Below are 24811 nucleotides of genomic sequence, written 5' to 3' on the forward strand. Positions count from 1 at the left end.
CCCCGGATCGTCTGAGTTTCGGGGAGAACTCCTCTATTTGTCAGCTTTCCCCCTCCCACTCTTTGTAAAACTTCTCCAGGAAGGTCTCCATAAAAGCATGTCTGTCACTTGCCATCAGGCGACCTGTGGCGGTGTTCATCCTGTCCTTCAGCAATAACAGTTTCTCGTAAAAGTGATTGATGGTCGGGGCAGTACTATTCTTATACTGTTCCTTCGTCATATAAAGGTCCGGGACAATACCGGGATCGTACATGGCCCTGTTCTTAAATCCACCGTAACTAAATGCACGGGCAACACCGATGGCTCCGATAGCATCCAGCCTGTCGGCGTCCTGTACTACAGCCAGTTCCGGGGAATGAAAGGCGCCGGTATTATGGCCTCCTTTAAAGGAAATATGCAAAATGATATTCACTACATGCTGGATAACCGCCTCCGGTACACCTGCGGATTCAAGGTAGGAACGGGCTTTCTGCGGACCAACATTTTCGTCGCCATTATGGAATTTGGAATCGGCAATATCATGTAGCAAAGCACTGAGCTCCACTACTAACAGATCCACCTGCTCACCGACAGCAATCTTTCTGGCCAGCTTCCATACCCGGTAAATATGCCACCAGTCATGGCCGCCTTCAGCGCCCGACAGTTCCCTTTTTACAAATTGTTCCGTCTGATTGATCAGTTGTTGTGTATCTGCATTGTATTGGCTCATAACGCCAAATATATTATTTCTCCATGGCAGCAGCAAAATGAGGGGGCCTACAATAACAGAAAAAACGAAGAAAAGGAGAAACTGAAAAGGAGGCTCATAGCATATGTTGGTTTAGATACTTTCATTGTTGGTAACCCTCCTTCCTTCTTTCGGTTTCTCCCCCCTGGATTCCGGCATGCAATTTTAGAATTGATCAGGGATCTTGCTTCACTAAGATCTTCTTCGTTTTTCCTCTTGAATGGTTTAAAACATCCGCTGGATTCGTTTGGTGCATGCTGCCATTCAGTTGTTATTGAACTTTTAATGGCGGTTGGTAATTACGATTTAGATCAAAAAAAGTCCCCCTTAAAGAAGGGGGTAGTAGCATCATCGCTATAGCGATTTAAATTCTGGTTGATAAAATTATAAAGAGCTGTCATAGCTTCTGGAAGATACCTTACTGAGGCCCCTTTTGGGCCTCAGCGCGTAAGGTATATACTTCAGGGAAGCGGGAATACTTTTATATTGGCGCGGCGTAAGGCGGGGAAAATTCGTGAACCCTGACTGCGAGGTCAAAAAAATTTGTTGGCCTTGCTGACCCTAGTACGGGGCGACCCCGCCTTTTACCGCTGATTTGTTCAATTTCAGATACACCCTTTCAGTATATCGCTTTTAGAGCACTGAGCCAGCTATCTCCAAATAATCAGAGGATAGCCGTGCTATTCTGGTTGGTTTTAGAATTTTTAAGGATTGGCCTGATTTTGCGATGGAAATATCCTGTTTAATCGCAGTACCCATGTTATTATAACGAATCCTTTTATTTATTAATCTGCTAAATCTATTCTTTGAAGCTATGCGCATAGAGCGATAAATAACATATTATAAATATCGTAATCTCTCAAACAATCCTGACATAATATCAAAAACACCAATCATCATTCCGTCTTACATCATAAAAATAGCACTCATCATTCATATTTCACAATGATTTAAAGTAAAACATAAATATATTTTTATTTATAATGTAATTGGAAAGTACTGAAAAGTAGATGAAAGAGCTTGAAACAAGGATACCATTTCAACCGAAACAAATTGAATATTTAGCGGGGCGAACATAGGAATGTCGGTCAATACCGCTCAGTAATTTTATGATGGGGAAGTTAAAAAAGGAATAGAATGGGTTAATCTTTACGCACCAGCACGTCGGTGATCCTGTTCAATTGTTTTACTTTTTCTGTAAAATCGCCTTTTATCCGGTCCCTGATCACCTGTAGCTTATCTAATACATCATTAATAGAGCCGGGGATCACTTCCTGCAATACTTCTTTAAGACGTTTGGCAACTGTAGGGGATTTTCCGTTGGTAGAGATGGCTATCTTGAGGTGGCCTTTTTGTACAATAGAACCTAAATAAAAATCACACAGCTCAGGTGTATCAGCTACATTAATCAATACCCGGCTGCATTTTGCCTTTTCCCATATATACATGTTCAATTCCGCATCACTGGTGGCGGCAATGGCCAGGTCTTTTCCCAACATATCACCACAGGAGAATGGTTTCTGGATCAGTTCCACGTTAGGGGCATGCTTTACAAGCTCCATCAGTTCTGGCTGGAACCAGGTCGCTACTACAGTGATATTTGCCCCCGGACAGTTCTCCAGCATGGCATTTACTTTTTCATGACCTATATTCCCCCCTCCCACAACCAGTACATGCAGGCGGTTCAATTTAAAAAATACCGGGAAAAGATGATTTTCTTCCATAATGGTGCTATTACTGATTACACATGACAAATTACGTACCCATCCCTCACCGGGAACTCCTGTAATTTATCATGTGTAATTTATGAGTTATACAGCTATTTTCAGTTGTTCCGCTATCTTTTCCTGTACTGCCAGGAAAGCCTCATGAAAACGCACTACTTCTCCCACTACAATAATTGCCGGGTTACGCAGATTGTCGCGCAAAGCTATTTCCTTCAGATCGGCTACATTTCCTATGCCTATTTTCTGGTCAGGCAGTGTTCCATTCTGAATAATGGCGGCTGGCACGTTGCCTTTACCCTGTGCTACGTATGCTGCTGAGATCTCCTCCAATTTGCCCATCCCCATGAGTACTACAACCGTAGTATCTGCCTGGACAGCATAAGCCAGGTCACGGGATAAGCTCCCACTCTGTGTGGTACCGGTCAGGACCCAAAATCCTTCACTCACATTACGCGCCGTAACAGGTATCCTGTTGATACCAGGTACAGAGATAGCACTGGTTATGCCCGGCACGACTTCCGTATCAATATTGAATTGCTGGGCGAAGGTCAGTTCCTCCTGTCCACGGCCAAATACGAAAGAGTCCCCTCCTTTGAGGCGTACCACACTGCCATAAGTAAGTGCATATTTCACGATCATGCGGTTGATCTCATCCTGAGAGTACACATGCATACCTGCACGCTTACCAACGAAACGCTTCAGGCAATTGCTGGGCGCATGCTCAAGCAATTCATTATTGGAAAGCGCGTCATAAAGGATCACCCTTGCCTGCTGTATGGCTTTCAGGCCTTTTACAGTGATCAGCTCAGGATCTCCGGGCCCCGCGCCTACCAGTGTCAATTTCGGATGTATATTCTGCATAGTGTACATTTAATAAGATGTGATAACCGCAAGCGTTTATTGTGCTACAACTGCTGCTGACTGTTGTCTGTATGACTGCGCCTGCTGGTAGAAATCTGATGCCTGTTGATAGTATTGTTTTGCAAAGCTTTCAGAAGGTTCGTTCTGATTGATCTGCAATACCAGTGTTTTAAAGCTGCCATCCAGTGACCATTTGCCGGTTTCAACAAAATGTTTGTCGAAATCGTTGATGATGCCTGTCTGTGTATTACAGCTTACGCCTTCACCCAGTAACAGTGCTTTCGCAGTCTGTACGAAAGTGGAGTAAGAGTGGTAAATGCTGTCTGCATACTGTTTATCATCCAGTCCGGTCTTGCTCCATTGCAGCTTTTCCTCTCCTTCAAACAGGAGTGTAGCTACCAGGTCAATCACCACGCTGGCACATTCGCCCACGCCAATAGCTGTTGCGAATTTGTCGCCCTGACCCCAGTCAACGAAATCTTCATCAATCAGTGTATTCAGATCAGTTAGTGGTTTCAGGAGATCATAAAAATATTTTTCACCCTGACGATCGTAATAGTCATTGAACTTCTCATCTTTCTGACCATTTGCTTCAAAGTCGTTCAGCAGGGAACGCAGTACATCAGGACCTCTTTTACTTGGCACTTTGATCACTTTATCAGCAACACGGCCCACGCCATCTCCTACGATACCTCCACCCAGGAGCACCTGCAGGGCCGGTAATACCTTACCGCCGCTTTTCAGTGAGCTACCATGGAAACCAATAGCAGCAATACCATGCTGACCGCAGGAGTTCATACAACCACTTATCTTGATCTTAATATCCTTATTATATACCAGGTCAGGAAATTCTTCCTGGATCACCAGTTCCAGTGCTGTAGAAATACCGGTGCTGCTGGAAATAGCCAGGTTACAGGTATCAGTACCAGGACAGGCAGTGATATCTGCAATACTGTCAAAACCCGGTTCTGCAAAACCTCCTGCTTCCAGTACGCTGAATACGTAAGGCAGATGTGCAGGCTGGATATATTTCAGCAGTAAGCCCTGGTTGGCTGTCACGCGTACGTCATTGGCTACAGCGGGTCTGAGACCTTCTATCACCTGACGGGATATTACAGAACTGATATTACCCAATGGCACACGTACGTAGGCGGCATAGTAGCCAGCCTGACGCTGCTGGAAGACGTTAGTCTGTTTCCAGGCTTCATATTTCTTCGGATCCTTAATAGTATATGCCGGCAATACCGCATCTGCAGCCGGCAGTTCCGGAGCAGCCCAGGTATCAGCATCTACATGGAAGGATTTGGATTTAATAGCGATGCGCTCTTCTTCTACCAGACGCTGAAATTCTTCAAAACCAATTTTCTGGATGAGGAACTTCATACGTGCCTTATGACGGCTGGCCCTTTCACCATGGCGGTCAAACACACGCAAAACTGCTTCTATATATGGAATGAGCTGATCTTCTTCCAGGAATTCATGGCCAACATGTGCCAGGTAAGGTTGCGCCCCAAGGCCACCACCTACCAGTACCTTGAAACCACGTACGTCCCTGCCATTTTCCACACGAACCTTAGGTATTACACCTAAATCGTGCATAAATGCCCAGGCAGTATCGGCGTCGCTGCTGGAGAAAGCCATCTTAAATTTACGTCCCATATCCTGGCAGATAGGGTTACGCAGAAAATACCTGAAGGTTGCATCTGCATAAGGAGTAACATCAAACGGCTCCTCAGGATCAATACCTGCCTTGTCGGAAGCAGTAATGTTACGAACCGTGTTACCACATGCCTCACGGATGGTGATATCGTCCAGATCGAGTTTGCTCCACAGTTCGGGGGTCTTTTCCAGGCTTACGAAGTGGATCTGAATATCCTGACGGGTGGTCAGGTGCAGGTTGCCGGTAGAATATTCGTCGGATACGTCTGAGATACGTTTCCATTGTTCCAGCGTCATCTTACCATATGGCAGTTTGATGCGGATCATCTGTACACCTGCCTGACGCTGGCCATAGATACCTCTCGCCAGACGCAGGCTGCGAAATTTTTCTTCCGGGATCTGTCCTTCGCGGAATAAGCGGATCTTTTTCTCCAGTTCTATGATATCTTTCTCAACCACAGGATTTTCCAGTTCGGTTCTGAAGCTTTGCATAGTGAATATTTTCTTGGTGGTAAATTATCAGATATTAAAACGTTATACTTCCTTATCGTCTATAAAACACAGCGCCTCCGCATATTAAGGTCGGAGGCGCTGTATATCTTGGTTGATTCCTGGTCGATCAATTTTCCTTATACATCTACGCCTCCCCGGCTACCATTACAATGGAGCAATGGCATCCATAACACAAAAATCCGCTATTCATCCCTATATTTCCCATTAATTTAGTAGACTATTACAAAGTTATAAATATAGGCCAGAATTCCAAAAGTATTTTGCCCCTCTAAAGCCCGGAGGGACAGCCCTTTCCCGGACCGGCCGGAACAGTATGTTTCTTCGGAATCCGCTGGTATGCCTACCTGCATTGGAAAGAAGACTCCCTATACGATATACCTGTCATAACCATTGATTATACAGGATAACTATTATTTATGCTGAATAGGCCCCGTATTACTTTCTCCCGTCTCTGTCTTAACTTTGCGACGCAAGAACAAATGAAAAGCGCATGATAAATACGGTGATATTTGATATGGACGGGCTGTTGATAGATTCTGAACCACTTTGGGGGAGAGCCATGAGAGAAGTCTTTGCTACTGTCGGAGTAGATCTTACCATGGAACTGGCCAGCCATACTACCGGCCTTCGTACAGCAGAGGTCGTGGATTACTGGCACAATTACTTCAAGTGGCAGGGGAAGGACAACCTACAGGTTACCAATGAGATAATAGATGCTGTTATCAACAAGATAGTGGCAGAAGGCGAAGCAATGGAGGGCTTGGAATATATACTGGACTATTTCACCAAAAAGAACTTTAAAATAGGACTGGCATCCTCTTCTCCCCTGCGACTGATTGAATCTGCAGTTGACCACATGGGTATCAGGGATAGATTCCATGCCATCTCTTCAGCAGAATTCGAGTCACACGGCAAACCTCACCCGGCAGTATATCTGGCTTGTGCCAAAAAACTAGGTAGCGCTCCACTGGAATGCCTGGCTTTTGAAGATTCAGTAACAGGCATGACGGCCGCCAAAGCTGCCCGCATGAAAACAGTTGTAGTACCGGAAGCACACAACCGCCAGAACAAACGATATGCACTGGCAGATGTACAACTGGATTCCCTGCTGGAGTTCAATGACGATATATTAGCCCGTTTGCAGGCCTAAGGCAAATTTTCGGGTAAACAATACCTCAGGGGGTTAGGGGTTTGGTAAACAAATACCTTAATGGAAATGCTGCCGGTTACTAACGATATACCAGGCCCTCGCGGCCTTAACAGGCGAGGTGCAACATAAAATATTGCTTTTATCTTTTACGGGCAGACGTCAGCGTCTGCCTGTTTCATTTTAGCCGATTCTGTACTGTAACAGAAACAGCGCCGGCATGGCATCTGCCGCCTGGGAGCATACCTGAAACCGCAGCAACACGCAACCAACACAAAATCCAGGGATGTACAGGTAAAAACCAAAACGAGCAACTTTATATAAAAGAAGAAGGGTGTCCTGTTACCAGAACACCCTTCATGTATTTCAACAACCTAAAAAAGCTTATTCACCTTTCTTTTCGTCGCCTTCATCCTTCTTCAGCTTCTCTCTCAGTTCAGCCAGTGCACCCAGATCACCAAGCGTAGCTTTCTCTACTTTGCTCTGGATGGTTTTCACAGCCTTACGAGTTTTGTCAGCATCAGCTCTCTTTTCTTTGGCAACTGCTTCTTTCTCCTCGTTTTTAGCCTGTTCCCACACTCTTGTATGAGACACCAGTATACGTTTTTCGCTGCGGTCGAATTCAATGATCATGAATTCTTTCACATCTTCAACGCTGATTGGTTTCTCATCTTCAGTGCGCAGGTGACGTGCAGGAGCGTAAGCTTCCAGACCATATTGCAGTTGAACAGTAGCACCTTTTTCATCTTTCTTCACTACAGTACCTTCATGAACGGATCCAATCGGGAAGATAGTTTCGAAAGTGTTCCAAGGATCTTCTTCAATCTGTTTGTGGCCCAGGCTCAGTTTACGGTTATCCTTATCGATACCCAGGATCACTACTTCGATCTCGCTACCCACTTTGGTGTACTCACTTGGGTGGTTGAAGCGTTTGATCCAGCTCAGGTCAGAGATGTGGATCATACCACCGATACCTGTTTCCAGCTCAACGAATACGCCATAAGGAGTGATGTTCTTCACGATACCTTTGTGACGGCTGTCCAGCGGGAATTTAGTTTCGATAGTAGCCCAAGGATCTTCTGTCAGTTGCTTGATAGACAGGCTCATCTTACGCTCGTCCTTGCTCAGGGTCACTACCACTGCTTCGTATTCTTCACCTAATTTGAAGAATTCTTTAGCATTGATAGGAGTAGAAGCCCAGGAGATCTCAGATACGTGTACCAGACCTTCTACACCAGGCAGAATTTCCAGGAATGCACCGTAATCTTCGATGTTCACTACCTTACCTTTTACGCGCGCACCTTCAGTGATGTGTGCAGGCAGGGTATCCCATGGGTGAGGAGTAAGTTGTTTGTAACCGAGGCTGATACGTTTTTTCTCGTCGTCGAAGTCCAGCACCACCACATTGATCTTCTGATCCATCTGGAGCACTTCGCTTGGGTGAGAGATACGTCCCCAGCTGATGTCGGTGATGTACAGCAAACCATCCAGACCACCGAGGTCGATGAATGCGCCGAAATCTGTAATATTCTTGATAGTACCTTCCAATACCTGGCCTTTTTCCAGTTTGGAGATAATATCCACTCTCTGCTGTTCGATATCGCTTTCGATAAGCGCTTTGTGGGAAACAACTGCGTTCCTGATGGCCTCATTAACTTTAACCACCTTGAATTCCATTGTTTTGCCTACAAACTGGTCGTAGTCGGTTACAGGCTTAACATCGATCTGAGAACCTGGCAGGAATGTTTCCATACCATAAACGTCTACGATCAAGCCGCCTTTGGTTTTGCTGGTAACAGTACCAGTAACCACTTCGCCGGTTTTGTAAACTTCCACGATTTTTTCCCATGCACGCTGTTGGCGAGCCTGTTTACGGCTCAGGTGCAGGTTACCATCGCGGTCTTCTTTTTCAACAACCAGTACTTCTACTTCATCACCTACTTTCAGTCCCTGCAGATCACGGAATTCGTTCAGAGAGATCAGACCGTCAGATTTGAAGCCGATGTTGATCACAACGTCCGTTTTGGTCAGACCAACTACGGTACCTGTGAGCAGGCCGTTTTCTTCGATCACTTTAAAAGTGTTGTCGTACGTTTCATCGTACTTCGCTTTTTCTTCTTTGCTGTAAGAAGAAACATTGCGTTTGTCCACGCTCCAATCGAAATCATCGTGAGCGGTTTCTACAACAGGCGCATTTTTTGTCGCTGTTTCTACCTGAGCTGCTGCTGCAGGTACCTGTTGTTCAGCGTTTTGTTCGTTAGTAATGTTGTTTTCTGCCAAAATTTGGTTCCTCCTTTTGTGTTAAATTCTCCCGGATTTTAGGCCCGAAAGTTTTAATTGGAGGGCAAAGATACTTAATAATCATTAAAAAATAAGCAATTTTCACATGTTTAACACACTGGCCCCATCTTCCCCCCTCCCCTTTCTCCGGGGCCATTTGCTCTAAAAAAATGTGCGGCTAAATAGATTTGTGATTGCGGATTTTGTACTAATTTTCAAGTATGAACGGGACCTCATTCAGCTCTGATATTCGCTATTGGCTTAGACAGGGAAATACAATTAACCATCTGCTTTTCTGGAATATAATTGTTTTCCTCGTCATGGGAACTGTGTACCTGATCGGCAGAATTGCACCAACCACAGGCTTCCTTTCCACGCTTCTTTTTGACAATCTTTCCCTGCACGCCAATGTGTATGCTTTCATCCGGAAGCCATGGGGCCTATTGACCTACATGTTCACACATCTGGAATTTTTACATATACTCTTCAATATGCTGAACCTTTACTGGTTTGGTAATATATTCCGGTCTTTCCTCGGTAATCAGCGGGTACTGCCGCTTTACCTGCTGGGAGGCATCATGGGGGGTATTGCATACCTGCTCGTATACAACCTGGCCTTCGGCGGCGTAAATGCCCCCATGATCGGCGCATCTGCCTCTGTCATGGCCTTGCTAATAGCCTGCGCCACCAAACTGCCCAACTACGAGATCGGTCTGCTCTTTGTAGGCTCCATCCGCCTGAAATGGCTGGCGCTGGTAGTTATTATACTGGACCTGATCTCCCTCACCCAGGGAAATGTAGGCGGTATTGTAGCTCATATGGGCGGTGCAGTAACCGGTTTTATCTATATCAAATTCCTGAATAACGGCACTGATATCTGCCAGCCGCTCATCTGGCTGTTTAACCGCCGCCTGCGGGTTGAAACGCCCAAACGCTCCTTTAAACCTAAAAAGTCTCCCCTTAAGCTTGTAAAACCCAGCCAGGAAGAAAATAAGCAACTCCGGCTGGACCAGCTGCTCGATAAAATAAACGACAATGGTATGGACAGCCTTAGTCCCGAAGAAAAAGCATGGCTGAAGAAAATGAGCCAGGAATAAACGGCCATGTATACCAGCCATTCAAAATATGTAACTTTACCGGCAAGATGAAAACATTTAACGTTCCGATTATATATCGCAGCCCGCTGATCACGGCTATCAAAAACCGCCGTAAACAGCAGGACCGCATGAAGAAGGATTTTACGCCCACTGTACTGGATTTTGGTCCCCTGAAGATATTGCTGGCCCGTCACTTCGGCTTTTGCTACGGTGTGGAAAATGCTATCGAGATCGCATTTAAGACAGTGGAAGAGAATCCCGGCAAAAGGATCTTCCTGCTAAGCGAAATGATCCATAACCCGCATGTCAATAACGATCTGCTGGCTAAAGGCGTACAATTCATCATGGATACCGCCGGTAAACAGCTGGTGCCCTGGGAAGCACTGACACCGGAAGATATTGTGATCATCCCTGCTTTTGGCACCACCCTCGAAATAGAGGCAAAACTGACTTCCCTGGACATTGCCCCCCTGCAGTATAATACCACCTGCCCCTTCGTGGAAAGAGTCTGGAATAAGGCAGAACAGATCGGACAACAGTCTTATACCGTTATCGTACACGGTAAACCCGGACATGAAGAAACCCGCGCTACTTTCTCCCATAGCCGTAGCAATACTCCTACCGTAGTGGTAAAGGATATGGAAGAAGCCCGCTTGCTGGCCGCTTTCATTACCGGAGAAAGACACGCTGACGAGTTTTACCCCCAGTTCAAAGGACAATACTCTGATGGCTTTGATGTGACCCGCGACCTCCAACGTGTAGGTGTAGTAAACCAGACCACTATGCTGGCTACCGAAACACAGGCCATCGCTGATTATATCAAAAACGTGATCATGGACCGGTATGCCCTCAGTCCGGAGAACGTAGGTGAACGTTTTGCCGACACCCGCGACACGCTTTGCTATGCTACCAATGATAACCAAAGCGCAGTAACCGGCCTGTTACAGGAAGAAGCAGACCTTGCTATTGTTGTAGGCGGATATAACAGCTCCAATACATCCCACCTGGTAGAATTATGCGAGGTAAAACTGCCAACCTACTTCATCTCTTCAGATGAAAAACTGGTAGGGGCCAATGAAGTATCTCACTGGGATTTTCACCACAAACAGGAGCTGCACAGCCTTTCTTTCCTCCCCGCAAAGGAACCGGTAACCATCTTGCTGACAAGTGGTGCCTCCTGCCCGGATGCACTGGTAGAAGCAGTGATCAGAAAATTGCTGTCATTTTATGACCTTGAATATAAAATGGAAGAACTGGCCGCGACCTTTGCCTGAGATTGATCTTATTTCCCGTAGATATTACTAAAAGTAAAAAAGACACCTGGTGGTGTCTTTTTTCTTTGGGGCTAATCAATGCTAGTAATGCAGAGAAAAAAAATTTTATATAGTAATAAGTTTAAACCTGAACCAAAATTAGCTGTTAGGCAACAAGCGTGCAATAGAGACTTATTATCCGGTGGTCTATTTCCTGTAAGTGGCGTAAAACAGATTAAATCTGGTTAGAACTGCATCGCCTTTTTCAGGAAATCAGCTTTCCTTCTGCGGGATATTTCTACCTGCGTTCCATCACTCATCAATGCAAACCCTCCTTCACCCTGTATATAAGACTGCATCTGTTGCAAATTGATCAGGTGCGAATTATGCACCCGGAAAAAGTCAACATCTGTCAGTAACTCCTCAAATTCTTTTAATGGTCGTGATACCATCAGGTTCTTTTTATCCGTAAAAAAGATACGGGTATAGTTGCCGGTAGATTCACAACGTACAATATTCTGTACCGGCATAAATACCAACCCGTTAATGGTAGGCAGGGCTATTTTCTTGTGGGTCTGATGCAGCGTTTTCATATTCTGCAGAAATACTTCCAGCGGCGATGTGGATGTTTCCGTCTGTCCATTGCGGCGGCTGATGCATTTCTGCACAGCATCCTGCAACTCTTTTACACTGAAGGGCTTCAGCAGGTAATCCAGCGCATTGAACTTGATCGCTTTCAGGGCGTATTGCTCATAGGCCGTAGTAAATATTACATCAAAAGTAATCTTATCGAACAGTTTCAACAGTTCAAAACCATTTTGGTGAGGCATTTCAACATCAAGGAAAACTACATCGGGTTGCAGTTCGGTGATCAGGTCTTTCGCTTCTTTTACGCTGTTAACTCCTCCCAGCACAGTCACTTCCGGGCATTTTTTCTGAAGCATTGTCTGAAGAGCATCTATACAGTGTTGCTCATCATCAACGATGATTGCTTTAATTTCGCTCATGCTGTCTTTGTAGGTTTATTAAAATATGAATTCTACCGGTAAGATGAGTTTCACCTGTGTACCCATGGCTTTCCCAGTTTCATCTTCCAGGTCTGTTATATTTACATCTGCTTCTTTGGTATTATTGATCTTTCTGATAAGATCTATCCTTCCTTCTGTTACTTTCATGCCCATTGAGCGATGGGTTTGTCCTTTTTTCTCCTTTATTTCTACTGCTTTTTTACGTCCGATACCATTATCCGTTACCGTGCAGGTCAGGGTTTTCCCTTTTACGGAAACGGCTATTTCCAATAATCCTTTTCCGGACTTATGCACCAATCCGTGCCAGATGGCATTTTCTACATACGGTTGAATGATCATCGGAGGAATCATTACCTCCTCCTCGTTAATATCTTCTGCCACAGTGATCCGATACTCAAACACATCATTGCAACGCAGCTTTTCAAGATCAAGATACAGGCGTAAAGATTCCAGTTCCTTGTTCAAAGATATGAATGTGTACTGCGTATTATCAAGAATCATTCGCATCAACCGGGAAAATTTGGTCAGATAATCCGATGCCTCTTCCTGGTTATTGCTCCAGATAAACCGGTGAATGGAGCTTAACGAGTTGAAAATAAAATGCGGGTTCATCTGTGCACGCAGGGAACGCAGCTCCAGTTGCAAGGTCTGTTTATTGGTTTCCAGGTTCCTGTGCCGGATATAAAAGAACCCTCCTATAGCCACCATCAGCACAAATCCCGCCATAGACAAGGTGTACACTACATTACGTTTGGTGCGCAGCTCACTTATCTGCTTATCATGTTCCAGCAGTTTGATCTGGTTGTCCTTACGGTCTACCTCATAAACGGCCTGTGTCTGGGCCCATGCCAGGGATGATTGTTCTTCCAGCAGGGTGTCTTTATAGACCAGCGACTTCTCCATCGCCTCCATAGAACGTTTAAAGTCCCCTTTAGCCTTGTAATTGTCTGCAATGGCTTTATAGGCCTCCATCAACAGGTATTTGAAACGCCAGATCAGGCAGAGATCAATACATTGCATGAAGTATTTATGCGCCTCGTCATATTTTCCCTGCAGACTCCACAGCTTACCAATGTTCAGATAACTCTCAGCCACATGCACTTTATCATCCACATTACCATTCACCTCCAGGGCCTTATCCAGGTATTCATGAGCGCGTGCGTAGTCTTTTTTCTCCTTGTAGGCAGAGCCCAGGGCATTATAACAGATGGCCAGCCCGATGCTGTTATTCAATTGCTGGTTCACGGCTAATGACTTCTTGTAGTATTCAATAGCGAGATCAAGTTTTCCCAGGCCCTGGTATGCGTAACCGATATTACCAAGGTTGATGGCCACCCCCAGGGAATTTTTACTTTGTCTTTCAAGTTCCAGGGCCTTTTCGAAATGACTGATGGCCTCTGCATATCTATCAGTGGAGAGTTTGATATTGCCAATACTATTAATGGCAATGCAAATATTACGGACGTCATTGATCTTTTCCGCCAGTTGAAGCGCCCTAAAGTGGTAATCAAATGCTTTTTCCAGCTGATCGTCCATTCTGCGGTAATCCACGCCGGTATTATTCAGGGCATTACATAGCCAGAGATCATTTTTTGCCTCTTCGGCATATTTAACAGCTTTCTGGTGGTAATCGGCCGCGAGCAGGTATTCTGATTTGTTCCTTTTTGAGATGCCCGTCTCAATATATGCATTGAAAATCCCCTGCGTATATTTAATACGCTGAGAGAGGGTTATTGCTTCCTGGAAAAAGAGGTTTTCCATCCCACGTTTGTCAAAGTACCGTCCCAGTGATTTACCCTTATCTATGAGCCAGTTTACTTTACTGGTGTCGCCAGGAAGTTTTCTGGCAGAATCAAGCGTCCGGTATACGATGGCAGAATCCTGCGCCAGTGTAATGTTCCCCTTTACAAACAAAAGCAAGAAAAATAGATAGAAATAGCCTTTAAACATGCATCAGCCAGGTAATACTCACAAGTTAATTAAAAAAGCGAAAGGGCGAAAGAATTCGCCCCTTCTTCCTATTAACCGAATACACCTACTGAAAATATGGAACAAGGCAGGCATCCCCGCCCTGCACCACATTAAGTTTAATAAATATCAGCCCACACAGCCTGGATATATATGTAATTACTAGCTTCGAAACGGTTAATAGCAACAGGTCCGTTGGATATAGTTATAAAAAGACCATTGCTGATCCCTTACGACTTCTCTTGACCACGTTGGGAATAATATATATAGCATTTCACGGTGCACTGTATGAACCGGTCAACACAATACGATTAATAAATTGCAGGAAATTCTAGAGGATGTGGAAAATTACCAATGGGTTTCTTCCCGGCTTACACCAGGAACATAACAAATTTAAAAAGGATTTCTTAAAACTAAAAATAAATTCAGGAAGATTGCACCAATACAACATCATCCACCCATTGCAGTACAAGTTTCAGCTGTTCATCCGGAGTTAACTGACTGTTGTCCAGGATGATAGCATCTTCAGCCTTCCGTAAAGGACTGATCTCCCGGTTGGTGTCGATATAATCTCTCAGTTCCAGGTTTTCCTTCACTTCGTGGATGCTGATATTCTTGTTTTTGGCATATAACTCTTTGAACCTGCGTTCTACACGGATAGCGGTATCTGCAGTCATGAATATCTTCAGTTCGGCATGAGGGAATACAGTGGTACCGATATCACGGCCGTCCATCACAATTCCCTTTCTGGCGCCCATTTTCTGCTGCTGCGCTACAGCAAATTCACGTACTTCCTTCACAGCAGCCACTTCACTCACTTTCTCAGCCACCAGCATCTCCCGGATCATGTGTTCCACATTCTCCCCGTTCAGGGTGATTTCAGACGCCTGGCTGAGGGGGTTAAATTCGAATTCCAGGTGAATATCACGTAGGGCAGCCTTCACAGCCTCATGATCAGCCCAGTCCACCCGGTTCTGAATAAAATACAGGGTTATCGCACGATACATGGCCCCACTGTCAATATACACATAGTCCAGCTCCCCAGCCAGTTGTTTGGCCAGCGTGCTCTTTCCACATGAGGAATAACCATCTATCGTAATAATAATTTTTTTCAAAACCCTGTAATTAAATAACTATGTGAAGAATAGACGGTGTAAAGGTAAAAGAAATTTGGAAAAATGGAACAAGATTGCCTGTTATATACCCGCAATGATCCACCAGTTACCTCCATCTGACTGGATGGTGTAGGAAACCCTTTGACCACTGGTTAATGTCACACTGGTACCCGCTGCATCGATCTGGCCACCGCTTGAACTAATTATAAGTATACCAGCGTTAGCTTTTTTAATGACATATATCCTGCCTTTGCAGGTATTGGCATTCGGTAACGTTATTGTAATATCTGCACCCGTGTTTTTTACAACAGTATAATCGCTCTCGGTTAATGTTGTACTGGCGCCGGCGCCGCGGATCGGCAGACTAAAGCTCCCATTGTTATACAATGTAGAGGTGGGTGCATTTGTCTTAATCCCCAGACGCTTGTTTGTATTGTCCCAGAAAAAATTGGCATTGTCCTGCCCTACTTCTGTAGACGCATCACTGGTAATATTGCCGAATATGATAGAACCATTGGAAATATTGGTATTCCCGTTGGTCATGATCGCTTTGTACCAACCATTTATTGCCGTAGTACCCAGCGGAGCGGTAGTACCCGTCCACTCTCTGAGGGCCAGTGTATTTTTGTCAAAATATAACTGCGTGGTAAATCCGCCACCGCCATTTCCCTTAAAGGACATCACGTTCCAGGCGTGTGCAGTTGTACCTGCCACACCATTCGTAACTACCCCGGTTACGGGACTTCCCCATATTTTCAAGCGGGTAGTAGAACCTGCCACATCCGCATTGCTGATATCATTGTCTGCCAGGGTGCCATATGTAGCACCACCATCATTATCTGTATTTGATTCCCAGGCCGTACCATTCCATTTCAGCACCTCACCACTTGCAGGTGTTTTACTGGACACCCTCAGGCCTATCAGCTTGGAAGCATTCCAGATAGCCAACGCACTGTCTGCATACAGTGTACCTCCTGTGTTCAGTTTAAGACTGTTATCCAGGGATACTTCCTGTGGACTACCAGCGCCTGCTGTATACCTTCCCAGCAGTTTCTGGGTATTGATGTTCTGCATTTTAGCAAAGGTCACTGCCTGGTTACTGATAGTGCTCGCTACTGTACCTGTTCCGCTACCGGTAACATCTCCTGTCAACGTAACGGTTCCCCCATTATCTGTATTTGATTCCCATGCTGTACCATTCCATTTCAATACTTCCCCGTTTGCCGGTGCTTTACTGGACACCCTCAGGCCTATCAGTTTGGAAGCATTCCAGATAGCCAACGCACTGTCTGCATACAGTGTACCTCCCGTGTTCAGTTTAAGACTGTTATCCAGGGATACTTCCTGCGTACTACCCGCGCCTGCTGTATACCTTCCTAACAGTTTCTGGGTATTGATGTTCTGCAGTTTAGCAAAGGTCACAGCCTGATTACTGATAGTACTTGCTACTGTACCCGTACCTGTTCCGGTAACATCTCCCGTCAGGGTAAAGGTAGGACTAAGACCCAGACTTTGCCATGCCCCCAGTGAACGTATAGTTAAACTATTATTGAGCGTCAGATATATCAGCATTCCATCGGGTGAACTTTTAATTGTCGTCGATGTTGTGTCGCTGATACGCGGCAGTAACAATCCCTGTGAGCCAGTTTCCAGCTCCAGCAATGCCGATTTCTTTATCACACTCGGATTGCTTCCCAGCTTCAGCTGCTGTGCATAAGACAATGTAGTTACCGTAAGGAATAATAGCGTTAATAGCTTCTTCATATTTCTGAGCAATTTCCTGAAGAAAGCACACAGATTGCATTACCTGTGTGCTTCCTGCAATGTTTATATTACATCTTTATCTCTAACAGATAAATCATAAGTATCAATGATCTATTACAATTACTTTGCAGACAAATGCCTGTTTCTTCGACTCTTTATGTGTTAATGTGAGGAAGTAAGTACCTGTAGGCATATCCCTGATATATACTTCGCTCTGACCAACCATCTCCATTCTGCGGACCTGTTGGCCCCATGTGTCAAACACCTGTACGATCAACGGCGTCTTGATACCTCTGACAGTTACCTTAAAGTCGCCATAGTTCGGGTTCGGGAATACAGTAGCCTGAATCAGCGGCCCTACTTCTCTTACATCTGTGTATACATATTTTCCGGTAGCAGATACTGCTTTGATGCGGTAATAGCTCCATCCGTCATAATCGTTGGTATCCTGGTAATAATAGTCAAGACGGGTAGTACTGTAACCACCTGGGGCCTTTGTTGGGACAGTAGCAATTTTCTTAAACGCTGTTTCGTTATCCAGCATCCGCTCTATTTCAAATACAGCATTGTTGGTCTCACGACTGGTTGTCCATACCAGGTCGACCAATGAATAACTTACACGATATGCGTTAAAGTGAATAATATCTGCGGGCAGATAACTATACGCCAGTGAGGTCAGCTTTGCAAAGTAAATGTTATTGCCAATGCCGGCAATACCACGGGAATGCATAGTGGCCTGCTGCAACATAGGTTGTGTAGTCAGCGTACCTACCGCCATATTATCATTTACCGCTTTACGCATTTCCCATTCATTGTCTATGAGGCGGCTGATATAACTGCTGGTACGGTTTATATTATATTCCGGCGCTTCATCAGCATCCATGTGCTGGAGCGTTACGCTTGTCAACCCTGTACCGTTCCCTTCCTGTCCCAGGTTCCAGGTTTTATATACTACGCTGTCATAAAGCGTTCTGCCTGTAATGGCATGCAGGAACACACTGTCAAAAACCCTGGCTTTAAAATCTTCCGGAGAGCCTTCATACCGTACACCTGCAGGTGCATAGTTTGTGGCACTGGTACCAACGGGGAATACGACCTGTCCTGCGCTGCTACTCAGTTTTGCACGATAAAGGAAGCCACCTGCCGTTTCTGTTCCGGTAACAATGAAACGTTGATCACTATACCCCGTAATGGAGCCCGGATTATCAGTCCCAACCATCAGGTTCCATCCATTGAGGAATATATGACCGTTGGTTAACTGTAGTGTATTTCTTATTTGCAGGTCGTGCAGGTCTGCAAGCACAACACCATTGGCATTGTTGACCTCCAGGTTAGGGAAACTGGCCCCTGTCTTTGCAGCAACATTGTAGCCGCCGGCAATGATCTGCTGGCCGCTTTTACTCATAAAACGAAAAGTTCCCCCGGTGCCTTTAAGGCCGGAAGGACTTTCATCAGATAATAAGGCAGTATAACTATTCGTCCACTGTTTACCCAGAAAATAAAGCACGGAAGCCGGGCTGGATCCCAGCATACCGTCATTGGTAACATCTCCGAAAAAGGCGACATTACCAAAGCTCCACACCTTACCATCAGGAGGTATGTATGCTGCGTTCTGAGCTATAGTATTTATAGAAAGAACCAATAAACATAATATGAGTAAATATCTCTTCATGCAAGGTATTATGCTTTTAGTTTCAACCTCACTTGCCAGACATCCATAGCATCTGAAGCGTATCATGTTCAGCAGCTGCTACGGCACAAATATTACGGCTCCGGAGTTAAGCAGGATTCCGGATCGCTATAGTATTGAATGTAGAGATCTTGCGGGTTTCAGGAGAATCCGGGCAATAAAAAAATTTAACAGGAGCAGTCTCTCACTGCCCCTGTTATGTAATATTTTCTTATTTCCTGATGATGTACCAGTTCACGCCATCTGTCTGGATGGTGATGAAGGTCCAGTCGTTGTAGATCATATAATTGGCGCCGCCTTCAATAGTACCAGCGCTTGGCTGTACGGTAACTGCATTGTTGATATCGCCTGTACCGATCTTCTTGATGGTGTAGATACGGCCGGCAATAGCAGCAGAAGGAGTAGGCAGTGTGATGGTCAGTGCACCGCCGGTAGCATCTGCCAGTACTGTGTTGTCAGTATCGTTGATGGAGTATGAAGTAGTGGTCTTTGTGATTCTCATCTGCAGAGAACCATTCACCTCCAGGGTGGAGTTGGCTTGCGTTGCTTTACCTACAGCAACAGCAGCAGCGAAGCTCTTGTTACCAGCGAAGCTCTGGTTACCGGTAGATACCACACCTCGTTGAGCAGTAGTATGAGAAGCATCTACAGCGCTTGCATTGGGCAGGTTGAAAGACACGTCATTAGCAGTTGCCTGTATATCGAAGTTTGCACCAACGCTATCAGTTTTGAATGCAACGTTCACATTGCTGGTAGTACCTGTACCTGCCTGGATAGTACGGATCGCTTTTGCGATAGCATCCAGGTCGAATGGCCTTTTGGTAACTGTGCTTCCTTCACGTACCAACACATCATAAGAAGCAGCGGTAGCAGCATTAGCCACACTGTTCAGTGTCAGTGCACCATTGAGTGTAGTAGCGTTGGAAACTGCCAGTGTATTTAATGTAGTAGCACCGGATACGCTGAGATCATTGCCCAGTGTAGCAGCACCACTCACGCCGAGTGTATTGTTAACTGTGGTAGCACCGTTCAATACAGCAGCTCCTGTTACAGTCAGTGTATTGTTCAGGGTAGCTGCACCGGTAACACCTAATGTAGTACCAACATTTACCGCACCGTTGAAGGTCTTGTCGCCACCGAAGGTCTGTGCACCGGTGGTTACGATACCCGCCAATGTAGCGCTGGCAGCAGTCAGTTCCAGTTTATAGCTGGCAGTGAGCGGATCGTAAGTGATACGACCACCTCTGTTTTCCTGACCAGCAGCAATCGCAGTAATGAAGTCAGCGATAGACAGGTTAGTACCGCTTGACAGGGCCTGTAATTTATCCCAGTCAGATTTTTTCAGGAAACCATAAGGAGCAGTAGCAGTCGGAGCCATAATAGGCGCATTTACTGTAATTTCTCCTGTTGTAGTGTTTTCACCAATATTGAAAGACGCATGTGCGGAATCAGCATTAGCGAAGATATTAGCGGCCAGATTTTTGAAAGCGGTCTGCGGTAATGTTCTTTTTGAAACGATACCTGTAGCGCTCAACATCAGTACATCCAGCAGGGTATTATCCTGGTTTACAGTCGAAAATTTTAACTGTCTGTCGGTCTGTACACCAATCGCTTCTACACCGTTTGTACGGATGGAGAGCGGATTTGCGTCAGCAGTACCGAGATAATCAGTAGCCGTGGTGCCGGTGTTTCCTTTCAGACTCCAGTTGGCAAGAGCGTCAGCTGTGCTGGCAATTTTTACCCAGGCGCCGCCCTTTCTCATGTATACCCCCTCGGTGGTAGTACCGCTGGCCAGGTATACGATCATACCATCCACTGCATCAGTGCCGATAGCAGCATCGATAGCTGTGAAGTTTGGAACTCTTGGCAACAAGAGACCCTGCTTGTTGCTGCTCAACTCCAAAATAGCCGATTTAGTGATCTGGGAAGGATTGTCACCGATTTTCATCTGTGCCTGAACTGCTGTAGCTGCCAGGGTCATGCCTCCAGCTAAAAGGAGTGTGCGTGAAGTGTTACGTATAACTAATTTCATAGTATAGGGATAGATAGATTTTTATCCGTTAATAAATAATACCCATGATTGTTTGCAAACGAAAACACGCATCTCTTATGCGCATACAGCAGCCGCTAAAGTTTATCCGCTTTTGAGGTAAACCTGTTTGACTGTTACCCTGTTTGCACCGGGCTAAGGTTTAACAGTATGAAGATTGGTTAAAAAAAGGTTGGTTAAGAAAGATTGGATGTTGTCCACTTGTCCGTTTACGAGTCTATGCCACATGCTATGATTGTCCACATTGCATAGTGCAAATATCTAATATTATTGATATTATTCTTATGACATGAACGTATCATTTTGACAGACACAACTATTTTATATGTTATTGGTTATCATTTAATTCTTTTTCGAATGTATCACATGTAATATCTCGCTGTCAATCCCGTTTCAGAGAAGGGAACTTCACATAACACTATCATGTTATGTTTTTCCGTTATTATCGTTTTAAGGCTGATACCGATGCTCCATATATTATTGACTGTGGCGCCAATATTGGCTTAAGCATTTTATATTTCAAGTGGCTTTATCCCAAGGCGAAGGTATTGGCATTTGAACCCGACGGAGATAATCTAGTCATTCTCCAAAAGAATGTGGAAAGCTATGGCATGAATGATATAAACGTACAGCAGCAGGTTGTACTTCGTGCACCAGATCAAAATGATCAGATAAAAAAAATCCCGGACGAATGTCCGGGATCTCTATCAAAAACAATTTCTATCAACTATGGCTTATTGTTTATGCTTCTGATTTTTCGGATTTGTTGCTCTTTGGAGAGTTCTTTAAAGTGAAGATCAGTTTCTGATTTTCCTTGTCAAGATCTGCCAGCAATACATCTCCGTTATGAATGTTCATATTCAGTATTTCCTCGGCCAGAGGATCTTCCAGGTATTTCTGGATGGCTCTGTGCAGCGGACGGGCGCCGAACTGCTGATCGTAACCTTTCTCTGCCAGGAAGCCTTTGGCCTCGTCTGTCAGTTCCAGGCTGAAGCCCAGGTTGTTCAGGCGTTTCAGCACGCTCTGCATAGTGATATCTATGATAGTATAGATATGCTCTTTGCTCAGCGAGTTGAATATGATCACATCGTCGATACGGTTCAGGAACTCAGGAGAGAAGGTACGTTTCAGTGCTTTTTCAATCACTGATTTGGTATTGTCTTCTTCGCTGGTTGACTTTGCTGTGGTAGTGAAACCAACACCTGCACCGAAGTCTTTCAACTGACGAACACCGATGTTAGAGGTCATGATGATAAGTGTATTCTTGAAGTCTACCTTACGGCCCAGACCATCAGTCAGGATACCATCATCCAATACCTGTAACAGGATATTGTAAATATCAGGGTGTGCTTTTTCAATTTCATCCAGGAGGATTACAGAGTAAGGTTTACGGCGTACTTTTTCAGTCAGCTGACCACCTTCTTCATAACCTACATATCCCGGAGGCGCACCAATCAGACGGCTTACGGAGAATTTCTCCATATATTCACTCATGTCGATACGCACCAGGCTATCTTCAGAGTCGAACATATAACGTGCGAGGGATTTTGCCAGCTCGGTTTTACCAACCCCGGTAGGTCCGAGGAAAATGAAAGTACCGATTGGTTTCTTAGGATCTTTCAACCCTACCCTGTTACGCTGAATCGCTTTGGTCACTTTGGAGATTGCCTCATCCTGTCCTACTACAGCGCCTTTCAGGTCTTCACCCATGCGGCGGAGTTTTTCAGTTTCGGCCTGTACCATACGTTTTACAGGAATACCTGTCATCATGCTCACTACTTCTGCGATAGCTTCTTCATCGATCGGGTAGCGTTTGTGTTTCACTTCTTCTTCCCACACATTCTTGGCACGCTCCAGATCTTCTCCCAGTTTCTTTTCTGTATCACGCAGCGCAGCAGCTTCTTCAAAACGCTGGCTCTTTACTACTTTGTTTTTTTCCTGCTTGATATCTTCGATCTGTTTTTCCAGGTCGAGGATATTCTGAGGTACATTGATGTTCTTGAGGTGCACTCTTGCGCCCACTTCATCCAGTACGTCGATAGCCTTGTCGGGCAGCAGACGGTCTGTCATATAGCGGTCGCTCAGTTTAACGCATGCTTCAATTGCATCATCAGAATAGCTTACGTTGTGGTATTCTTCGTAGCGTGGTTTGATGTTATTCAGGATCTGAATAGTTTCATCCACGGTTGGAGGATCTACCATTACTTTCTGGAAACGGCGGTCTAAGGCGCCGTCTTTCTCAATGTACATCCTGTATTCATCCAGTGTGGATGCACCGATGCATTGGAGTTCACCACGCGCCAGGGCAGGCTTGAAAATATTGGAAGCATCCAGGGAACCTGAAGCGCCTCCGGCACCTACGATGGTGTGGATCTCATCTATGAAAAGTATAACGTCACGGTTCTTTTCCAGCTCATTCATGATGGCTTTCATCCTTTCCTCGAACTGTCCCCGGTACTTGGTACCCGCCACGAGGGCTGCCAGATCAAGGCTTACCACGCGTTTGTCGAACAGTACGCGGGATACCTTACGCTGCACGATACGCAGTGCAAGGCCTTCCACAATAGCTGTCTTACCTACGCCCGGTTCCCCGATGAGGATCGGATTATTCTTTTTACGGCGGGATAATATCTGCGATACACGCTCAATTTCCTGCTCGCGACCCACTATAGGGTCAAGGCTGCCACTCTCGGCCAGCTTGGTAATATCCCTGCCGAAATTATCCAGCACAGGAGTTTTAGACTTCGTATTAGTTTGTTTGGCCTTGGAGGCAAAGCTCTTGCGCTCATCTTCAAATTCCTCCTCTCCAGGATCATCAAACTCCGCTTTGGGATCAGCAGATTTTACGAAGCCCAGCTCGTTTTTAAAAGTGTCGTAATCCACGTCAAACTGTTGTAAGATTTGTGTACAAACGTTTTCTTTATTCTTGAGGATTGAAAGCATTAAGTGCTCTGTTTCAACAGTTGGGCTTTTCAGGGCCTTTGCCTCGAGCACGGTAACGCGTATTACCTTTTCTGCCTGCCTTGTAAGTGGTAGACTGTTGATATTGGCGATATTTTTTCCTGTTTTATCTTTTACGGCCAATTCAACCTCTTTACGCAGTTCATAAAGGTCTACATTTAAAGCCTGCAGAATTTTAACAGCTGTCCCTTCCCCTTCTCGAATTATGCCTAGCAGCAGGTGCTCTGTGCCGATAAAATCATTCCCCAAGCGTAAAGCTTCCTCTCTGCTAAACGAAATGATCTCCTTTACTTGCGGTGAAAAATTCTGGTCCATTGTGAGAATATTAAATTATTAAAACCCTTACGGGGACTTGCTTATACAATATTAGCAAATAATTTTGATTTACCTTTACCCTAACACTTTAATAGTATAAGTATATAATTAAGGCTGGCGAAGTAAGAAAGAAGGCTGTTATTTGGCAGGATTCCCGATTACTTATTTACTAACTTATAAAAGAAAATCTTGCTTATGGAATTCAAAATTGATACCAAAGAAAAAATACTGGTTGTACAGCCTCAAATTACCACTTTGGATGCTAATTTGTCAGCCAGGTTTACCAAAGAGGTATCAGAACTGCCAGATCTGGAAGGCCGCAACCTTATACTGGACATGGCATTAGTGGAAAATGCCGATGATACAGGACTTAAAGCCATTTTAACAGTATACCATCAACAATATGACACAGGAATGTCATGTGCACTTACCGGCCTTAACAGCACTTTAACAAATGCGATAAAAGCAGCGGACGAAACGGTCTATAACCTTGCCCCTACTATGTTAGAGGCTATTGACCTGGTGATGATGGAAGATCTTGAAAGAGAATTAATGCAGGACGAGGATTAATCTTCTGCTCCTCACATTTTGGTGCCATATTTTTCCGCAATGTGGAAATAGATTCCATTTTCCGGAATAAATAGGAGAATTTAGTA

18 protein-coding genes are annotated in these 24811 nt (G+C 45.0%); 6 read left to right on the top strand and 12 right to left on the bottom strand.

The genetic code is table 11. From position 1 onward, the window contains the following. Nucleotides 1-40: 40 nt before the first annotated feature. The gene (locus F3I09_RS01095; RefSeq protein ID WP_149693194.1) at nt 41-709 is read right to left on the bottom strand and encodes an HD domain-containing protein; all 669 of its coding nucleotides are present in this window, start codon (nt 707-709) and stop codon (nt 41-43) included. On the opposite strand from F3I09_RS01095, the gene F3I09_RS01100 reads away from it, so the two are divergent. Continuing rightward, nucleotides 701-1087, top strand: coding sequence for a hypothetical protein (locus tag F3I09_RS01100; protein ID WP_149693195.1), 387 nt, complete (start codon nt 701-703; stop codon nt 1085-1087). The two genes, F3I09_RS01095 and F3I09_RS01100, sit on opposite strands and share 9 nt — an antisense overlap. A 782-nt stretch (nt 1088-1869) precedes the next feature. On the opposite strand, the gene F3I09_RS01105 is transcribed toward F3I09_RS01100, so the two are convergent. From F3I09_RS01105 to F3I09_RS01115, 3 genes are all read right to left on the bottom strand, one after another. Then, nucleotides 1870-2451: a bifunctional precorrin-2 dehydrogenase/sirohydrochlorin ferrochelatase gene (locus tag F3I09_RS01105; protein WP_149693196.1), complete on the bottom strand. Its 582-nt coding sequence runs from the start codon at nt 2449-2451 to the stop codon at nt 1870-1872. 87 nt (nt 2452-2538) lie between these two features. After that, entirely contained in the window at nt 2539-3315 is a 777-nt protein-coding gene (gene cobA / locus F3I09_RS01110; protein ID WP_149693197.1) for a uroporphyrinogen-III C-methyltransferase, read from the bottom strand. 36 nt (nt 3316-3351) lie between these two features. Further along, the gene (locus F3I09_RS01115; RefSeq protein WP_149693198.1) at nt 3352-5466 is read right to left on the bottom strand and encodes a nitrite reductase; all 2115 of its coding nucleotides are present in this window, start codon (nt 5464-5466) and stop codon (nt 3352-3354) included. A gap of 511 nt (nt 5467-5977) precedes the next feature. Here F3I09_RS01115 and hxpB point away from each other — a divergent pair. Beyond that, a complete protein-coding gene (gene hxpB / locus F3I09_RS01120) occupies nt 5978-6637 on the top strand; it encodes a hexitol phosphatase HxpB (RefSeq protein WP_149693199.1) in 660 nt (219 codons plus the stop codon). A 381-nt stretch (nt 6638-7018) separates the two neighbouring features. Here the strand turns inward: hxpB and rpsA are convergent, their stop codons facing one another. Then, nucleotides 7019-8914, bottom strand: coding sequence for a 30S ribosomal protein S1 (rpsA, locus tag F3I09_RS01125; RefSeq protein WP_149693200.1), 1896 nt, complete (start codon nt 8912-8914; stop codon nt 7019-7021). A 320-nt stretch (nt 8915-9234) separates the two neighbouring features. Between rpsA and F3I09_RS01130 the strand changes: the two genes are divergently transcribed. Together F3I09_RS01130 and F3I09_RS01135 are read left to right on the top strand one after the other, a co-directional pair. Further along, nucleotides 9235-10011: a rhomboid family intramembrane serine protease gene (locus F3I09_RS01130; protein ID WP_188133635.1), complete on the top strand. Its 777-nt coding sequence runs from the start codon at nt 9235-9237 to the stop codon at nt 10009-10011. Nucleotides 10012-10058: 47 nt separating this feature from the next. Beyond that, on the top strand, nt 10059-11285 hold the full coding sequence (locus F3I09_RS01135) for a 4-hydroxy-3-methylbut-2-enyl diphosphate reductase (RefSeq protein ID WP_149693202.1): 1227 nt from the start codon (nt 10059-10061) through the stop codon (nt 11283-11285). Nucleotides 11286-11509: 224 nt separating this feature from the next. Here the strand turns inward: F3I09_RS01135 and F3I09_RS01140 are convergent, their stop codons facing one another. The 6 genes from F3I09_RS01140 to F3I09_RS01165 form a co-directional block, all read right to left on the bottom strand. After that, complete coding sequence (locus F3I09_RS01140; RefSeq protein ID WP_089834908.1) at nt 11510-12271, bottom strand: LytTR family DNA-binding domain-containing protein; 762 nt, start codon at nt 12269-12271, stop codon at nt 11510-11512. A gap of 18 nt (nt 12272-12289) precedes the next feature. After that, nucleotides 12290-14212: a tetratricopeptide repeat protein gene (locus F3I09_RS01145; RefSeq protein WP_188133636.1), complete on the bottom strand. Its 1923-nt coding sequence runs from the start codon at nt 14210-14212 to the stop codon at nt 12290-12292. A gap of 473 nt (nt 14213-14685) precedes the next feature. Next, nucleotides 14686-15375, bottom strand: a complete 690-nt coding sequence (gene cmk / locus F3I09_RS01150) for a (d)CMP kinase (RefSeq protein ID WP_149693204.1) — start codon at nt 15373-15375, stop codon at nt 14686-14688. Nucleotides 15376-15456: 81 nt separating this feature from the next. Then, nucleotides 15457-17139, bottom strand: a complete 1683-nt coding sequence (locus tag F3I09_RS01155; RefSeq protein ID WP_149693205.1) for a hypothetical protein — start codon at nt 17137-17139, stop codon at nt 15457-15459. A gap of 103 nt (nt 17140-17242) precedes the next feature. Then, nucleotides 17243-18811 carry a T9SS type A sorting domain-containing protein gene (locus F3I09_RS01160; protein ID WP_188133637.1) on the bottom strand — a complete coding sequence of 523 codons (1569 nt, stop codon included), beginning with the start codon at nt 18809-18811 and terminating at the stop codon, nt 17243-17245. Between the two features lie 229 nt (nt 18812-19040). Then, entirely contained in the window at nt 19041-20861 is a 1821-nt protein-coding gene (locus F3I09_RS01165) for a hypothetical protein (RefSeq protein ID WP_149693207.1), read from the bottom strand. Between the two features lie 446 nt (nt 20862-21307). On the opposite strand from F3I09_RS01165, the gene F3I09_RS01170 reads away from it, so the two are divergent. Next, nucleotides 21308-21673: an FkbM family methyltransferase gene (locus F3I09_RS01170; protein WP_149693208.1), complete on the top strand. Its 366-nt coding sequence runs from the start codon at nt 21308-21310 to the stop codon at nt 21671-21673. Here F3I09_RS01170 and F3I09_RS01175 read toward each other — a convergent pair. Then, nucleotides 21621-24155 carry an ATP-dependent Clp protease ATP-binding subunit gene (locus F3I09_RS01175; RefSeq protein ID WP_149693209.1) on the bottom strand — a complete coding sequence of 845 codons (2535 nt, stop codon included), beginning with the start codon at nt 24153-24155 and terminating at the stop codon, nt 21621-21623. The genes F3I09_RS01170 and F3I09_RS01175 overlap by 53 nt on opposite strands. Nucleotides 24156-24350: 195 nt before the next feature. Here F3I09_RS01175 and F3I09_RS01180 point away from each other — a divergent pair, with 195 nt between their 5' ends. Then, nucleotides 24351-24725, top strand: a complete 375-nt coding sequence (locus F3I09_RS01180; RefSeq protein WP_149693210.1) for an STAS domain-containing protein — start codon at nt 24351-24353, stop codon at nt 24723-24725. Nucleotides 24726-24811 lie beyond the last annotated feature (86 nt).

The organism is Chitinophaga sp. CF418 (genome assembly GCF_900142925.1).
In the GTDB taxonomy this organism is placed as follows: Bacteria; Bacteroidota; Bacteroidia; order Chitinophagales; family Chitinophagaceae; genus Chitinophaga.

Coding starts and splice junctions, on each gene's coding strand:
- F3I09_RS01095 (WP_149693194.1), bottom strand. CDS start 709: ATGAGCCAATACAATGCAGATACACAACAACTGATCAATCAGACGGAA.
- F3I09_RS01105 (WP_149693196.1), bottom strand. CDS start 2,451: ATGGAAGAAAATCATCTTTTCCCGGTATTTTTTAAATTGAACCGCCTG.
- cobA (WP_149693197.1), bottom strand. CDS start 3,315: ATGCAGAATATACATCCGAAATTGACACTGGTAGGCGCGGGGCCCGGA.
- F3I09_RS01115 (WP_149693198.1), bottom strand. CDS start 5,466: ATGCAAAGCTTCAGAACCGAACTGGAAAATCCTGTGGTTGAGAAAGAT.
- hxpB (WP_149693199.1), top strand. CDS start 5,978: ATGATAAATACGGTGATATTTGATATGGACGGGCTGTTGATAGATTCT.
- F3I09_RS01130 (WP_188133635.1), top strand. CDS start 9,235: ATGGGAACTGTGTACCTGATCGGCAGAATTGCACCAACCACAGGCTTC.
- F3I09_RS01135 (WP_149693202.1), top strand. CDS start 10,059: ATGAAAACATTTAACGTTCCGATTATATATCGCAGCCCGCTGATCACG.
- F3I09_RS01140 (WP_089834908.1), bottom strand. CDS start 12,271: ATGAGCGAAATTAAAGCAATCATCGTTGATGATGAGCAACACTGTATA.
- F3I09_RS01155 (WP_149693205.1), bottom strand. CDS start 17,139: ATGAAGAAGCTATTAACGCTATTATTCCTTACGGTAACTACATTGTCT.
- F3I09_RS01160 (WP_188133637.1), bottom strand. CDS start 18,811: ATGAAGAGATATTTACTCATATTATGTTTATTGGTTCTTTCTATAAAT.
- F3I09_RS01165 (WP_149693207.1), bottom strand. CDS start 20,861: ATGAAATTAGTTATACGTAACACTTCACGCACACTCCTTTTAGCTGGA.
- F3I09_RS01170 (WP_149693208.1), top strand. CDS start 21,308: ATGTTTTTCCGTTATTATCGTTTTAAGGCTGATACCGATGCTCCATAT.
- F3I09_RS01175 (WP_149693209.1), bottom strand. CDS start 24,155: ATGGACCAGAATTTTTCACCGCAAGTAAAGGAGATCATTTCGTTTAGC.
- F3I09_RS01180 (WP_149693210.1), top strand. CDS start 24,351: ATGGAATTCAAAATTGATACCAAAGAAAAAATACTGGTTGTACAGCCT.